Consider the following 14288-nt stretch of genomic DNA (forward strand, 5'->3'; position numbering starts at 1 on the left):
TGCCTGGGCCTGGTGCCAGTGCAGGGCCTTTTTTTGATCTGATCCGCATCCTTGAAGGAGACCCCCATGACCCAAGCCCTTGTGATCCGCGGTGGTACCGTGGTCAACGCCGACCGTGAACAGCGCGCCGATGTGTTGTGCGTCGATGGCCGCATCGTGGCTGTGGGGGATGGGGCTGCGGCGCAAGCCCCGGCGGGCGCAGAGACGCTGGACGCCAGCGGACAGTACGTGCTGCCCGGCGGCATCGACCCGCACACGCACATGCAATTGCCGTTCATGGGCACCGTCACCATGGACGACTTTTTCACTGGCACGGCCGCCGCGCTGGCCGGCGGCACCACGAGCATCATCGACTTCGTGATCCCCGATCCGCAAGAGCCCATCCTGGATGCTTATCGCAAGTGGCGCGGCTGGGCGGAGAAATCGGCCGCCGACTATTCCTTCCACGTCGCCATCACCTGGTGGAGCGAGCAGGTGCGCGCCGACATGGGCACGCTGGTGCAGGAAGAGGGCGTGAACAGCTTCAAGCACTTCATGGCCTACAAGAACGCCATCATGTGCGACGACGAAACCCTGGTGAACAGCTTCAAGCGCGCGCTCGAACTCGGGGCCATGCCCACGGTGCATGCTGAGAACGGCGAGCTGGTGTACCTGCTGCAGCAGGAGGTCGCCAAGATGGGCATCACCGGCCCCGAGGGCCACCCGCTGTCGCGCCCGCCCATGGTCGAGGCCGAGGCCGCCAACCGCGCCATTGCCATTGCCGATGTGCTGGGCGTGCCGATCTACGTGGTCCACGTGAGCTGCATGGAATCGGCCGACGCCATTGCCCGCGCCCGCGCGCGCGGCCAGCGCGTGTACGGCGAGGTGCTGGCCGGCCACCTGCTGGTGGATGACAGCGTCTACCGCGACCCCGACTTTGCCAAGGCCGCCGCCTATGTGATGAGCCCGCCCTTCCGCCCCAAGGGCCACCAGGAGGCGCTGTGGCGCGGCCTGCAATCGGGCCAGCTGCACACCACGGCCACAGACCATTGCACTTTCTGCGCCGCGCAAAAGGCCATGGGCAAGGAGAACTTCGCCAAGATCCCCAACGGCACCGGCGGCGTGGAAGAGCGCATGGCCGCGCTGTGGGATGGTGGCGTGAACACTGGGCGCCTCACGCCCAGCGAGTTCGTGGCCATCACCTCGGCCAACGCGGCCAAGCTGTTCAATATCTATCCGCGCAAGGGCTACATCGGCGAAGGTGCCGATGCTGATTTGGTGCTGTGGGACCCGCAAGGCACCAAGACCTTCTCGGCCAAGACGCAGTTCAGCAAGGGCGACTTCAACATCTTTGAAGGCCGCACCGTGCGCGGCATCCCCAGCCACACCATCAGCCAGGGCCGTGTGGTGTTTGCCAACGGTGACCTTCGGGCTGAACAAGGCAAGGGCCGCTACATCAAGCGCCCGGCGTTTGGCGCCAACTTCCAGGCCGTGCAAAAGCGTGCACAGGACCTGGCCCCTACCGCCGTTGCGCGCTGACCGCCGCAATGCATCCGGAGAACACCATGGACACCAAAGTGAAGACCGACATCGAGAACCTGCGCATCAACGGCGATCGCCTGTGGGCGTCACTCATGGAGCTGGCGCAGATCGGCGCCACGCCCAAGGGCGGCGTCTGCCGCCTTACCCTCACCGACCTGGACAAGCAGGGTCGTGATTTGGTCACCCGCTGGGCACGAGAAGCTGGCATGACCGTCACCATCGACAAGATCGGCAACGGCTTCATGCGCCGCCCCGGGCGCAACAACAGCCTGCCACCCATCATGACCGGCAGCCACATCGACACCCAGCCCACCGGCGGCAAGTTCGACGGCAACTACGGCGTGCTGGCTGGCATCGAGGTGGTGCGCACGCTCAACGACCACGGCATCGAGACCGAGGCCCCCATCGAAGTCGCGTTCTGGACCAATGAAGAAGGCAGCCGCTTTGTGCCCGTGATGATGGGCTCGGGCGTGTTCGCCAAGGCCTTCACGCTGGAGCACGCCTACGCCGCCACCGACACCGAAGGCAAGACGGTGAAGGGCGAGCTGGAGCGCATCGGCTACATCGGAGACCAGGAACCGGGAGACCACCCCATCGGCGCCTACTTCGAAACCCACATCGAACAAGGCCCCGTGCTGGAAGACAACGACAAGACCATCGGCGTGGTCAGCGGCGTGCTGGGCATCCGCTGGTTTGACTGCACCGTGACCGGCATGGAAGCCCACGCAGGCCCCACGCCCATGGCCCTGCGCAAGGACGCGATGCTGGCCGCCACACGCATCATGCAAGACGTAGTCGCTGCCGCCCACCGCCACCCGCCGCACGGGCGCGGCACCGTGGGCATGGTGCAGGTGTTCCCCAACAGCCGCAACGTCATCCCCGGCCGGGTCAAGTTCAGCATCGACCTGCGCAACAGCACCGACGCACTGGTGGATGCCATGGCCGCTGAGGTCAAGGCCTTTGCCGACCAGGTGGCCCAAGAGCACGGTGTGCAGGTTCATATCGAAATGGTGTCCAGCTATCCCGCGCAACTCTTCCAGCCCGAGTGTGTGGAGGCCGTAGGCCGCGCAGCCGCCAAGCTGGGCTACAGCCACATGCCCGCTGTCTCGGGTGCGGGGCACGATGCGGTGTACATGGCCAAGCTCGCACCCAGCGGCATGATCTTCATCCCCTGCAAGGACGGTATCAGCCATAACGAGATCGAGGACGCCAAGCCCGAGCACATCGAGGCGGGCTGCAACGTGCTGCTGCATGCCATGCTGGAGAGGGCTGGGACTTGATGCTATTCAAATAATAGCTTTATGCGCTTATTGGATAAGCGCTAGAGGCTGTTCTGGCTTGAAGTCTGGCTGCACGTTGTCAGTGCAGCTCCGTCAACCCCAGGAAGTGGTCCAGCATGTGGAAGTGGTCTTCAAAGAATTCCTCTTCCATCCCCGCCAGCTGGTCGATGCGTGTCCACTGCACCTGCAGCGCGTCGTCGTCTGCTTGCACGTTTGGAAACTGCGCATCTCCCAAATCAAAGTAGTGCGCATGCGTGATGGTGCGGCCACGCTGGCTGCGGTCGGGGTGGTCGAACACGGCCACGGACTGCAGCGCGGCGCGCATGGTGGCCTCGGGCAGGTGGCAGTGGGTTTCTTCCACCAGTTCGCGCAGGCAGGACTGCCACACCGTTTCGCGCTGTTCGATGAAGCCACCGGGCACGGCCAGCTGGCCCTTGCCGGGTGCGTGTGCGCGGCGGATCAGCAGCACATGGTCCTGGCAGCGCAGCACCGCGTCCACCGTCACGAAGACGGGTGGGTAGGGCGCGGCGGCCCAGGCCTGGCGGTAGCCGCGCAGCATCTGCCACTCCTGCTGCAGCGCCAGGTAGTGCGGGGTCTGCGCAAACTCGGTCAGCGTGGCCAGGGTGCTGGCAGGCATCTGGTCGGCCAGGGGGGCGAGAGCAGACTGCACCGTGTCGGGTGTGGCGCCAAACCAGGCGTCGCGGATGGCGGTGGCGTCGATGGGGCCCTGGCGCTCCACATGGATCAGCTCCCAGCCCGGGAACGCGCTCAGGTAGCCGCTGGTGGCGTCCTTGAAGTGGCCCACCAGACCGATCCGCGCACCGGGTGTCGTCAGCCGCGCCACGCCCTGGCGCACGGCCTGCACCCAGACCGCCTCGTTGTAGTAGTCGCGCATGGGTAGGACCACCATGCGGCTGCGGTCGGCCTCGGGCAACGCATTGCGCAGCATGGCCTCGCGCTCTGGCCAGGTGAAGGGGTTCTTGGGCGAGCGCGCCTGCCAGGCCGAGCCCACCACCACGATGACCTGCTGCGCGCTGTCGAGCGCGCGCTGCAGCAGCGCCATGTGGCCGTTGTGCACGGGTTCAAAACGCCCGATGTAGATGGCGGTATCGACCATGTGTCTCCAGTCGTTATCGGGTGATTTTTAAGTGTTTTTGGCTTCTAGCGCTTATCTGTAAAGCGCTAGAAGCTATCTTTTTGGTAGTAATTTTACCCTGGAGCCGTATTACACATACCGCGCAGCAATCGGCATCTGCCGCCCACTGCCAAAGGCCCGTGCCCGCACGCGCACGATGGGCGGGGCCTGACGGCGCTTGTATTCGTTGCGCGCCACCATCATGCGCACGCGCTGCACCAGGGCGCGGCCCGCGTCGTCGGTTTGCAGCTGGGCCACAAAATTCTGCGCCGCCTGGTGCTCCGCGGCAGAAAGGCGGTCGCCTTCGATCAGCAGCTTGAGCACTTCGTCGAGCACGGGGTAGGGCGGCAGGCTGTCCACATCGCGCTGGCCGGGTGCCAGCTCGGCAGAGGGTTCCTTGTCGATGATGGCCTGCGGAATCAGCGCGCGCCCGGCGTGTTCGTTGACGTGGCGCGACAGGGCAAACACCTCCGTCTTGTAGAGGTCGCCAATCAGGCCCAGGCCGCCATTGGTGTCGCCATACAGCGTGCAATAGCCTACCGAGATTTCACTCTTGTTGCCCGTGGTGAGCAGCAGGTGGCCGAAGGCGTTGGAGTATTCCATCAGCACCGTTCCGCGAATGCGCGCCTGCAGATTCTCGAGCGGCAGGCCCACCAACGGTTTGCCAAAGCTGGCCTCGAACTGCTGCGCGTAGCCCGCCACCAGCTCGGCAATCGGGTGTGTGAAGAGCTGCACGCCCAGGTTGTCGCACAGCGCCACCGAGTCATCGACCGAGCCGCTGCTGGAGTAGCGCGAGGGCATGGTGATGCCGACCACGTTGTCCGCACCCAGCGCTTCCACGGCCAAGGCGAGCGTCAGCGCGCTGTCGATGCCGCCCGAGCTGCCCACCACCACCTGCGTAAAGCCGCAGCGCCGTGCGTAGTCACGCAGGCCCAGCACGATCTGCTGGCGGTAGAAGTCCATGGTGGGCAGACCCTGTGCGGGCACGGGGGCGGGGCGTGCGCCTTCAGCGCTCAGAAAATGCCCGTTGGCGAACTGGAGCGTGCACACGTCTTCCACAAACCGCTGCGCTTCAAAGACGACACCCGCATCGGGCTCGGCCGCGAACGATGCGCCGTCGTACACCACCTGGTCATGCCCACCGATTTGGTTCACGTACAGGATCGGCAGGCCGTGGCGGCGCGCGGCGTCGGCAAAGATCTGGTGACGCTGCTCGCGTTTGCCGGTGTGGCTGGGACTGGCGTTGATGCTCACCACCAGGTCGGGCGCGGCGTCGCGCATGCGCTCGAAAGGGTTGGTGGCGTAGTCGGCGCCGTGGTCGTTCCAGCCGTCTTCGCAGATCAGCAGGCCCACCTGCGTGCTGCCGATGCGCAGCACCTTGGCCACGTCTGGTCCGGGCTCGAAGTGGCGGCGCTCGTCAAAGATGTTGTACGTGGGCAGCAGCTGCTTGGCGTATTGCAGGCGCACGGCCCCGCCTTGCAGCACCAGCAGGCTGTTGTGCAAGCGCTTGCCGGGGCCGCGCGCGGGTGTGGGTGCGCCCAACACCCAGTGCAGCTGGGGTAATTCAGCAGAGGCCTGTTGTAACGCGGAGATGCCGGCCTCGATGCGTTGCTGAAAGCCGGTTTCCTCCAGCATGTCGCCGGGGTAGTAGCCGCACAGCGACAGCTCGCTGAACACGACGAGGTCGGCCTGTTCGCGCGCCGCCTGCTGCGCGGCGGCCACCATGCGGGCCACGTTGCCTTCGATGTCACCGACGGTGAAGTTGAGTTGGGCGATGGTGATGCGGAGCATGGTGTCATTCATCCTAAGGTTCAAGTTCGTCGGTAGCCGCCGACACTGGCGCAGCCTACGTCAGGGACGCCGAGCAAGGGCCGCCCCGCAGCGAGGGCGTCGTCCCCCTGGGGGGAAGGCGCGAAGCGACTCAGGGGGGGGCTTCTTATGCAACGTTGAAAACCTGACGCAGGTAGGCCAGGTAGGTTTCATCGTCGCACAGCGTCTTGCCGGGCGTGTCTGAGAGTTTCGCCACAGGTTGTCCGTTGGCGCGCACCAGCTTCATCACGATGTTGAGCGGTCGCATCTCCGGTGCGTCGCCCATGTCGTTGGTGAGATTCGTTCCAATGCCAAAGCCGAGCTGTGTGCGGTCGCCAAAGTGGCGGTACAGCATGAGGGCGCGTTCCAGGTCGAGTCCGTCCGAGAACACCAGCCGCTTGGTGTGTGCGTCGATGCGCAGCCGGGTGTAGTGCGCGAGGGCTTTTTCGCCCCAGGCCACCGGGTCGCCGGAGTCGTGGCGCAGGCCGTCGAACAGCTTGGCGAAGTACAGGTCAAAGTCAGCGAGAAAGGCGTCCATGCCCACGGTGTCGGTCAGCGCAATGCCCAGGTCGCCCCGGTATTCCTGCACCCAGTCTTCGAGTGCGGCCTTTTGGAAGTCGCGCAGCCGCACGCCCAGGGCCTGGTAGGTCTGCAAATACTCGTGCGCCATGGTGCCGATGGGCACGAGGTTCAAATCGCGCGCCAGCAGCACGTTGCTGGTGCCCTTGAACCACTGCGGAGCTTGCTGCGCAACGGTCTGCACCACCTCGCGCTGCCAGGCGCCGCTGTAGCGGCGGCGCAGGCCAAAGTCGAACAGCTCGAAAGGGTGGCGCAGCGTGGCCTGCCGGGCCAGGTCCTGCAGCTGATGCACTTTGGCGGCCAGCCGTGCACGGCCGCTGGTGAGGGCCTGGGCCGCGTCAAAACGGCGAAAGTACAGCTCATTCACGATGGCCAGCACGAAGATCTCAAACCCCATCACATGCACCTGTGGGCCTTGCGCCACGATGTGCAGTTGCTCGCCCTCGGCCCAGGCGCTGATGAAACTGCGCTGGAACTGGAAGATGCGCAGGAAGTCCACAAAGTCGCTCTTGATGTAGCGCAGGCTGCCCACATAGGCCAGCTCTTCGGGCGTGAAGCGCAGGCTGCACAGGTGGTCCAGCGCGGCGTTCACCTCGGGCAGCAGCTCGGCCAGCGGGTAGGCCGGGGTGTTGCGGCACACAAAGCGGTATTCGCTTTGTGTTTGTGGGTGGCGGTGCAGCAGCGCCTGCCACATCGTGAACTTGTAGAGGTCGGTGTCGAGCAGGCTGGTGATGACGGGGTTCATGGTGTTGCTCCAAAATTGGTAGCTAATAGCGCTTTATGGATAAGCGCTAGAGCCTGATTTCATTCATATTGGCGAGCTGTGCACCGGCTGTGCGCATGGCGTCCAGAAACGCCCGGTGTTGCGCCTCGAAGCCGCCCACGGGGCTCATCCCGTCGGTCAGCAGCACGATGCGGCTGGCTTGCCAGCCGGGCGACAGGCGGGGCAGGTGCCGCACGATGTGTTCGGTGGTCGAGCGCACGCAGTGGCTGCTGGCCTCGCCCGCAATCAGCAGCACATCGGCCTGGCCCAGTGACTGCAGCAGGGCGGTGTTCAGCGCGGTGCTTTCGTCGTCCGCGTCGGGCACCTCGGCCTCGATGGCGCTGTAGTGTTCCGTCCAGGGGTTGGTGCCCTTGAACACATTGCGCACCGCGCGCTGGCGCTGGAGCTGCCAGGCCCCGCAGGCGGCCAGTACATCGGCGTGCACGCCATGGCCCCAGCTGCCCACCTCGCAGTGCACCGGCCACACCATCAGCGTATAGCGACCCTGGGCTTCGAGTGCGTCCAGATACCGCAGGGTGCGGGGCAGGGCCGTGGTATTGCGCGGTGTGTAGTCGCCTGCGCGCACCTGGGCGGCGGTGATGGGGGTGAAGGGCGCCACATCGGCACCCGCGCCGGTCTGCCAGAAGCCAGGGTGGGCGATATCAAAGTGCTGGTGCGAATCGAGCGTAACGGTGATCCCATCAAGCTGGTCGCCCTGGTTGCGGATGAACTGGGCCAGGCGCTGCATGTCGGCATGGGCACCGGCCACGGGCAGGGCGGGTGCGGTGCGTTGGCCGGTCAGTACATCGGTGGGTTGCCAGGCCATGGGCAGGTCGCAAAAGTCGTTTTGCGGGTCAATCACCAGCAGCTGGATGTTGCGGGGCATGGTCTTCTCCTGGGTTGTTGGATGCAGTGTAATCTTGTTAGTAAAAAAAATGAACTAACTAAGTTGAAAGCACTTGTTTCGTAGTGGTCTCAAAGAATTTGCGCCAGGGAATGTGGTTCTCGATCTGGGTGCCGGTTTGTTCATGCTTGTGACAAACTCGGCGCATGACCGAATCCGCTTTGCCCACTGTGATCTGTACCGTCGATGTGGTGTTGCTGACCTTGCAGCAAGGGGCGTTGCAAGTGGCCCTGTTGCGCCGTGAGCGCGCGCCGTTTGCCGGGGCTCTGGCGCTGCCGGGTGGCTACATCCATGCGCAAGAAGATGCCGATGCCCAGGCCAGCGCGGCCCGGGTGCTGCGCGACAAGGCGGGCTTGCAGAGCCCGTACCTGGAGCAGTTGGCCACCTTCTCCGGCCCGGTGCGCGACCCCCGGGGCTGGTCGCTGGCCGTCGCTTACTGTGCCCTGGTGCCGCCTGAGGTGCTGGAGCAGGCACCGCTCACGCTGGTACCCGTGGCCGAATTGCCTGCGCTGCCTTTTGACCACCGTGCCATGGTCGATGCCGCCGTGGCCCGCGTGCGCAGCAAAAGCCAGTATTCGTCCATGCCGGTGCACCTGTGCGCCGAGCCGTTCACGCTGCCGCAGCTGCAGGCTGTGTACGAGGCGGTGCTGGGCGAGCCGGTCAACAAGGTGAGTTTTCGCCGCAAGATGGACGAGTTGGCCATGCTGGAGCCGGTGCCGGGAGCGCTGCAAGGCGGCGGCGCCCACCGGCCCGCGCAGCTGTACCGGGTGCGCCCGGCCTACCGGCGCAATCTGTCGCTGAGCGCGCGCGGGCTGTAGCGCGGGCTTAGCGCACAAACTATTGGACCGCCGCACGGAAATCTGGCACAAACGCAAACTTTGTGTCCCACGAACGGTGGGTGCGTCGCGCGGGCCAGGGTGGCTGCCGTTGCACCACCAACAACAAGCCGGCACAACGCTGGCACCTGAGGGAAATCCATGTCTTTGCGGCTCAAATTCAACCTGGTGCTGGCGGCCGTGCTGCTGGTGGCAGCGGCGGGGGCGGGAGTTTATGTGCACCGCTTTCTGCAGCAGTCGGCCATCGAGGAGGTGCAGCACAACTCGCAGATCATGATGCACGCGGCCATGGCGATCCGCGACTACACGACAGAGCTGGTCAAGCCCCACCTGGACGTGACGCTGGCCGAGAAATTCCTGCCGCAGACGGTGCCTGCCTATGCGGCCACCGAAACCCTGCGCCGCCTGCAGAACCGGTTTCCGGGCTATGAGTACAAGGAGGCGGTGCTCAACCCCACCAACCTGCGCGACCGTGCCAACGAGTGGGAGGAGCGCATCATCAGCGACTTCCGCGAAGGCCGGGCCGACCTCAAGAAAGAGGTCACCGGCGAGGTGGGCGAGGGCATGCACCGCGCCATGTACGTGGCCCGCCCCATCACCATCAAGCAGGCGCAATGCATGGCCTGTCACAGCACACCGGCCGTGGCGCCGCCCACCATGCTCAAGGTCTATGGCGACAAGAACGGCTTTGGCTGGGGCATGAACGAGACGGTGGGCATCCAGGTGGTGAAGGTGCCGATGTACTTCCCGCTGGAGAAGGCGCGTCAGACCTTCAACACGGTGATGGCGGCGCTGGTGGGTAGTTTTGTGCTGCTTTTCGTCGGGCTCAACCTGTCGCTGTCGTCGCTGGTGATCGAGCCCATGGCGCGGCTCAACCGCAAGCTGGAAGACCTGGCCACCAAGGACTTCCTGACGGACCTGGTCAACCGCCGCCGCTTCTTTGAGAGGCTGGAGACCGAGATGGCCGACACCCGCATCAAGAAGGGCAGTCTGTCGGTGGTGATGTTTGACATCGACTTTTTCAAACGCATCAACGATACCTTTGGGCATGATTCGGGCGATGTGGTGCTCAAGAGCACGGCGCTGCGCGTGCGCGAACTTCTGCGGTCGTCCGACTGCGCTGCGCGTTTCGGGGGCGAGGAGTTCATCATCCTGCTCAAGGAAACCCCGGTGGATGCCGCCATGGCCATGGCCGAGGCGGTGCGCGCGCGCATTGCAGGCGTGCCGTTCGACGCGGTGGGCCATGTCAGCGCCAGTTTTGGCGTGGCCACCTGGGACCACAAGGAAGACAGCCACGCCCTGATCAAGCGCGCGGACACGGCGCTGTACAAGGCCAAGTCCAGCGGTCGCAACTGCGTGGTGCAGGCCGAAGAGTCCGTATGACCCCTTGCGTGTCTCCGGGCCGAGCCAGGCACGCTCAGGCCATGGCGGCCTTGGCCTCCTCATAGTCAGCCCGATAGTCCGCCGCCAGCGCGGTTTTTTGCTTCTCCGTCAGCAGCTTGCCGGCCATCTGGAAGAAGCGGTGTTCTTCTTCCTTGAGGTGGTGCTCCACCTTCTCCGCCAGTTTCTTGGCCAGCGGCAGCCAGCTGGGGCTCGCCGGGTCGGCCTCTTCCAGCGACTCCAGCAGTTCATCGAGCTGGTGGTGCTCTGAAATGGCGTGGCGGGACAGGTCGATGCCCGCGTCGTGCGCCATCAGCGGAATATAAAAATGCCGTTCCTCAGCCCGCTCATGGGCCGTCAGTTCCTGCTTGAGCTGGTCAAACAGCTCGCGCCGCTCGGGGGTGTCTCCGCTGGTGTCGGTGAGTGCGGCGTACAGCGCTCGTTGGCGTTCGTGGCTCTCGCGCAGGGCTTCAAAGATATTGGTGGTGTCGGTCATGATGCGGTGGTGTGGGGAATGTGGGGCTGTGACAAAGGTGCGGTGGGCTACTCGAGTACCTTGCGCGCGGCACCCACGCCGATGACGGCCAGCACCACAAACACCACGGCAATCACCAGGAACAGCACAAACAGCACCTTGGCGATGCCCGCCGCGCCTGCGGCGACTCCGCTGAATCCCAGGGCACCGGCGACCAGGGAGATCAGGGCAAAAATGATGGCGTACTTCAGCATGGTGGTCGCTCCTTGCAGTGGATGTTCAGGCAGCGCGGGGCTGCGAAAGGGTGTGCAGGAACGATACCGAGGGGCCGTCGGCAGCGCCGTCAGTGCGGGCGGGCGGTGGGTGTAGGAGAGGGCCGCTGGCGGGCAGTGGTGAAGCGTCAAAAGAAAAGCCGCAACGCGGAGCGTTGCGGCTTTGGAGGTGGGACGGCTCTGACGGTCTTTTGGTCTGCGCTCACATCGCTGACGCGATATGAGCTTCTCGTCCACGTACGGAAAGCCGTGCGATGCGCGTAGGGCTTACAGCCCTGCTGCTGCGCGCAGCGCAGCAGCCTTGTCCGTCTTTTCCCAGCTGAATTCGGGCTCTTCGCGGCCGAAGTGGCCGTAGGCTGCGGTCTTCTCATAGATGGGACGCAGCAGGTCCAGCATCTGGATGATGCCCTTGGGGCGCAGGTCGAAATGCTCACGCACCAGCGCTGCAAGACGCTCGTCCGACACCACGCCCGTGCCTTCTGTGTAGACCGTGATGTTCATGGGCTCGGCCACGCCGATGGCATACGCCACCTGGATCTGGCACTGGCGCGCCAGGCCTGCGGCCACGATGTTCTTGGCCACGTAGCGGGCTGCGTAAGCGGCGGAGCGGTCCACCTTCGTTGGGTCCTTGCCGCTGAACGCGCCGCCACCGTGGGGGCAGGCACCGCCGTAGGTGTCCACGATGATCTTGCGGCCGGTCAGGCCACAGTCACCTTGTGGACCGCCGATGACAAAGCGGCCCGTGGGGTTGATCAGGTAGCGCGTGTTCTGCAGCCATTCCTTGGGCAGCACGGGCTTGATGATCTCTTCGATGATGGCTTCGGTGAACGAGGCCTTCATCTTGGTTTGCGTTTCGCTCTGGTCGGGGTGGTGCTGGGTGGAGAGCACCACGGTGTCGATGCTGTGGGGCTTGCCGTCCACGTAGCGCATCGTCACTTGCGACTTGGCATCGGGGCGCAGGAACGGCAGGCGGCCGTCCTTGCGCAGCTGGGCCTGGCGCTCGACGAGGCGGTGCGCGTAGTAGATGGGCGCGGGCATCAGCTCGGGCGTTTCGTCGCAGGCGTAGCCGAACATCAGGCCCTGGTCGCCAGCGCCGGTGTTCAGGTGGTCGTCGCTCGCGTGGTCCACGCCCTGGGCGATGTCGTTGGACTGCTTGTCATAGGCCACCAGCACGGCGCAGCCTTTGTAGTCGATGCCGTAGTCGGTGTTGTCGTATCCGATGCGCTTGATGGTGTCGCGCGCCACCTGGATGTAGTCCACGTGGGCGTTGGTGGTGATCTCGCCCGCCAGCACGACGAGGCCAGTGTTGGTCAGCGTTTCCGCGGCAACGCGGCTGCGGGGGTCTTGCTTGAAGATCGCATCGAGAATCGCGTCCGAGATCTGATCGGCCACCTTGTCGGGGTGACCTTCAGAGACGGATTCCGAGGTAAAGAGAAAGTCGTTCGCCATTTGAATAAACTCCTGTGTTCCGGCATTTTGGGCGTTGCCCTCACCCCGAAGGAGATCTGGCGAACGCTTTAGCAGATTTTTTTAACGTCGCCCTGCAAGTTGCTCATTTAACTCAGCGACCCCGTCATTTTAATGCCAGTCGTCTTTCGATTCTTTTCCGTATTTCCACTGTGGTTGCTGCACATCATGGGCGCGGCCATGGGGTGGATTGCGTTTTGTGCGTCGCCCACGTACCGGCGTCGCTTTCTGGCCAATTCGGCCCTGGCAGGGTATTCGTTGGGCGACGTGCGTGCCGCTGTGGCCCATGCCGGCCGTATGGTGGCCGAGCTGCCGCGCCTGTGGCTGGGGGCGCCGCTGCCCTGCCGCATCGAAGGCGAGGCCTGTGTGGAGCAGGCGTATGCGGCCGGGCGCGGCATTTTGTACCTCACGCCGCACCAGGGGTGTTTCGAGCTGTCGGCCCAGGCAGCGGCCCGGCGCTGGAGCGCGGAGCGCGGCCCCATCACCGTGCTGTACCGCCCCGCGCGCCAGGCTTGGCTGGCCAAGGTGATGGAGACCGCACGCAACCGGCCCGGCATGCTGGCCGTGCCCACCACGCTGGCGGGTGTGCGCCAGATGATCAAGGCCCTGCGCCGGGGTGAGGCCGTGGGCCTGCTGCCCGACCAGGTCCCGCCGGACGGGCAGGGCCTTTGGGCTCCGTTTTTTGGCCGCGATGCCTACACCATGACCCTGGCCGTGCGCCTGGCGCAGCAGACGGGTGCCGCCGTGGTGCTGGTGCGCTGCGAGCGGCTGTCCTGGGGCCGTGGTTTTGTCACCCATTTCGAGCCGCTGGCGCAACCGCTGTCGGACCAGTTGGACGTTGCCGTTGTGCAGATCAACCAGGCCATGGAACACCTTATCCGCCAGTGCCCCGAGCAATACCTGTGGGGCTATGCCCGCTACAAGCAGCCGCGCGCCGAGGCAGCGCCTGCTGCGGGAGCTGCCGTATGACCGGCCGCCTGGGTGTGTGGTTCATGCGGGTGCTTGCGCACCTGCCGCTGCCCGTGCTGCGCGGCATGGGTTGGCTGCTGGGGCAGGTGGCCTTTGTGCTGGTGGCGCCCCGGCGCAAGGTGGCGCTGCGCAACCTGGAGTTGTGTTTTCCGGACTGGACCGAGGCGCGCCGCCGCGCCGTGGCGCGCGCCAGTTTTGTGGTGTTCTGCCAGACCTGGCTGGACCGCAGCTGGCTCTGGGCAGCGCCCCGCGAGGTGGTCGAGCGGCGCGTGCAACTCAAAGGCGCCGTGCACGAGCTCGACGGCGACACCCCCACCATCCTGTTTGCGCCGCACTTCTACGGCATGGATGCGGGTGGCCTGGCGCTGCCGCTGCATTCGGGCCGAGCGTTCACGTCCATTTTTGCCACCCACCCCGATCCGGCGGTGGATGGCTGGTTCATGGCCGGGCGCCAGCGTTTTGGTGACGTGCGCATGCTCAACCGCTCGGACGGCGTCAAACCCATCATCGCCAACCTGCGCAAGGGCGGCCTGCTGTACCTGCTGCCCGACATGGACTACGGGCGCAATGATTCGGTGTTTGTGCCGTTCTACGGCGTGACGGCGGCCACCATCCCGTCGCTGTCGCGGTTTGCGCGGCTGGGGCGCGCCAAGGTGGTGGGCGTGTATTCGCGCATGACGCCCACAGGCTACGTGGCCGAGGTCTCGCCCGCCTGGGCCAACTACCCCACAGACGACGCCGAGGCCGACACCCTGCGCATGAACCACGAGCTGCAGGCCGTCATCAACACCATGCCCGAGCAGTACTACTGGGTGCACAAGCGTTTCAAGACACGGCCCGAAGGCGAACCGTCTTTTTACGCCTGAAAATTTGAGTCAAATCAGCATCTAGCGCTTAT

At 64.9% G+C, this 14288-nt stretch carries 13 protein-coding genes; 6 read left to right on the top strand and 7 right to left on the bottom strand.

Annotated features, from left to right (window positions below; translation table 11 throughout):
* The first annotated feature begins 66 nt into the window (after positions 1–66).
* Positions 67–1518 carry a dihydropyrimidinase gene (hydA, locus tag C8C94_RS23215; RefSeq protein WP_121422399.1) on the top strand — a complete coding sequence of 484 codons (1452 nt, stop codon included), beginning with the start codon at positions 67–69 and terminating at the stop codon, positions 1516–1518.
* A gap of 26 nt (positions 1519–1544) precedes the next feature.
* Positions 1545–2801 carry a Zn-dependent hydrolase gene (locus C8C94_RS23220; RefSeq protein ID WP_121423045.1) on the top strand — a complete coding sequence of 419 codons (1257 nt, stop codon included), beginning with the start codon at positions 1545–1547 and terminating at the stop codon, positions 2799–2801.
* A 79-nt stretch (positions 2802–2880) separates the two neighbouring features.
* Here C8C94_RS23220 and C8C94_RS23225 read toward each other — a convergent pair whose 3' ends face one another.
* From C8C94_RS23225 to C8C94_RS23240, 4 genes are all read right to left on the bottom strand, one after another.
* A complete protein-coding gene (locus C8C94_RS23225; RefSeq protein ID WP_121422400.1) occupies positions 2881–3918 on the bottom strand; it encodes a bifunctional nicotinamide-nucleotide adenylyltransferase/Nudix hydroxylase in 1038 nt (345 codons plus the stop codon).
* A gap of 108 nt (positions 3919–4026) precedes the next feature.
* Positions 4027–5727, bottom strand: coding sequence for an NAD+ synthase (locus C8C94_RS23230; RefSeq protein ID WP_121423046.1), 1701 nt, complete (start codon positions 5725–5727; stop codon positions 4027–4029).
* A 145-nt stretch (positions 5728–5872) separates the two neighbouring features.
* The gene (gene pncB / locus C8C94_RS23235) at positions 5873–7069 is read right to left on the bottom strand and encodes a nicotinate phosphoribosyltransferase (protein WP_121422401.1); all 1197 of its coding nucleotides are present in this window, start codon (positions 7067–7069) and stop codon (positions 5873–5875) included.
* 46 nt (positions 7070–7115) lie between these two features.
* Positions 7116–7973 carry a cysteine hydrolase gene (locus C8C94_RS23240; RefSeq protein WP_121422402.1) on the bottom strand — a complete coding sequence of 286 codons (858 nt, stop codon included), beginning with the start codon at positions 7971–7973 and terminating at the stop codon, positions 7116–7118.
* 164 nt (positions 7974–8137) lie between these two features.
* On the opposite strand from C8C94_RS23240, the gene C8C94_RS23245 reads away from it, so the two are divergent.
* Both C8C94_RS23245 and C8C94_RS23250 read left to right on the top strand, forming a co-directional pair.
* Positions 8138–8809, top strand: a complete 672-nt coding sequence (locus tag C8C94_RS23245) for an NUDIX domain-containing protein (protein WP_121422403.1) — start codon at positions 8138–8140, stop codon at positions 8807–8809.
* A 159-nt stretch (positions 8810–8968) separates the two neighbouring features.
* Entirely contained in the window at positions 8969–10210 is a 1242-nt protein-coding gene (locus C8C94_RS23250; protein WP_055399306.1) for a diguanylate cyclase, read from the top strand.
* Positions 10211–10244: 34 nt separating this feature from the next.
* On the opposite strand, the gene C8C94_RS23255 is transcribed toward C8C94_RS23250, so the two are convergent.
* From C8C94_RS23255 to metK, 3 genes are all read right to left on the bottom strand, one after another.
* Positions 10245–10703, bottom strand: coding sequence for a hemerythrin domain-containing protein (locus C8C94_RS23255; RefSeq protein WP_121422404.1), 459 nt, complete (start codon positions 10701–10703; stop codon positions 10245–10247).
* A 47-nt stretch (positions 10704–10750) separates the two neighbouring features.
* Positions 10751–10936: a DUF1328 domain-containing protein gene (locus C8C94_RS23260; RefSeq protein ID WP_121422405.1), complete on the bottom strand. Its 186-nt coding sequence runs from the start codon at positions 10934–10936 to the stop codon at positions 10751–10753.
* A 285-nt stretch (positions 10937–11221) separates the two neighbouring features.
* Positions 11222–12403 carry a methionine adenosyltransferase gene (gene metK / locus C8C94_RS23265; protein WP_056060126.1) on the bottom strand — a complete coding sequence of 394 codons (1182 nt, stop codon included), beginning with the start codon at positions 12401–12403 and terminating at the stop codon, positions 11222–11224.
* A gap of 132 nt (positions 12404–12535) precedes the next feature.
* On the opposite strand from metK, the gene C8C94_RS23270 reads away from it, so the two are divergent.
* Positions 12536–13390, top strand: coding sequence for a lysophospholipid acyltransferase family protein (locus tag C8C94_RS23270; RefSeq protein ID WP_121422406.1), 855 nt, complete (start codon positions 12536–12538; stop codon positions 13388–13390).
* Positions 13387–14256 (top strand): lysophospholipid acyltransferase family protein, encoded by an 870-nt coding sequence (locus C8C94_RS23275; protein WP_121422407.1) that lies wholly within the window; start codon positions 13387–13389, stop codon positions 14254–14256. Before C8C94_RS23270 ends, C8C94_RS23275 begins: the two co-directional genes overlap by 4 nt.
* The last annotated feature ends 32 nt before the right edge of the window (positions 14257–14288 follow it).

This window comes from Acidovorax sp. 94, from assembly GCF_003634645.1.
GTDB classification, from domain to species: domain Bacteria; phylum Pseudomonadota; class Gammaproteobacteria; order Burkholderiales; family Burkholderiaceae_C; genus Acidovorax; species Acidovorax facilis.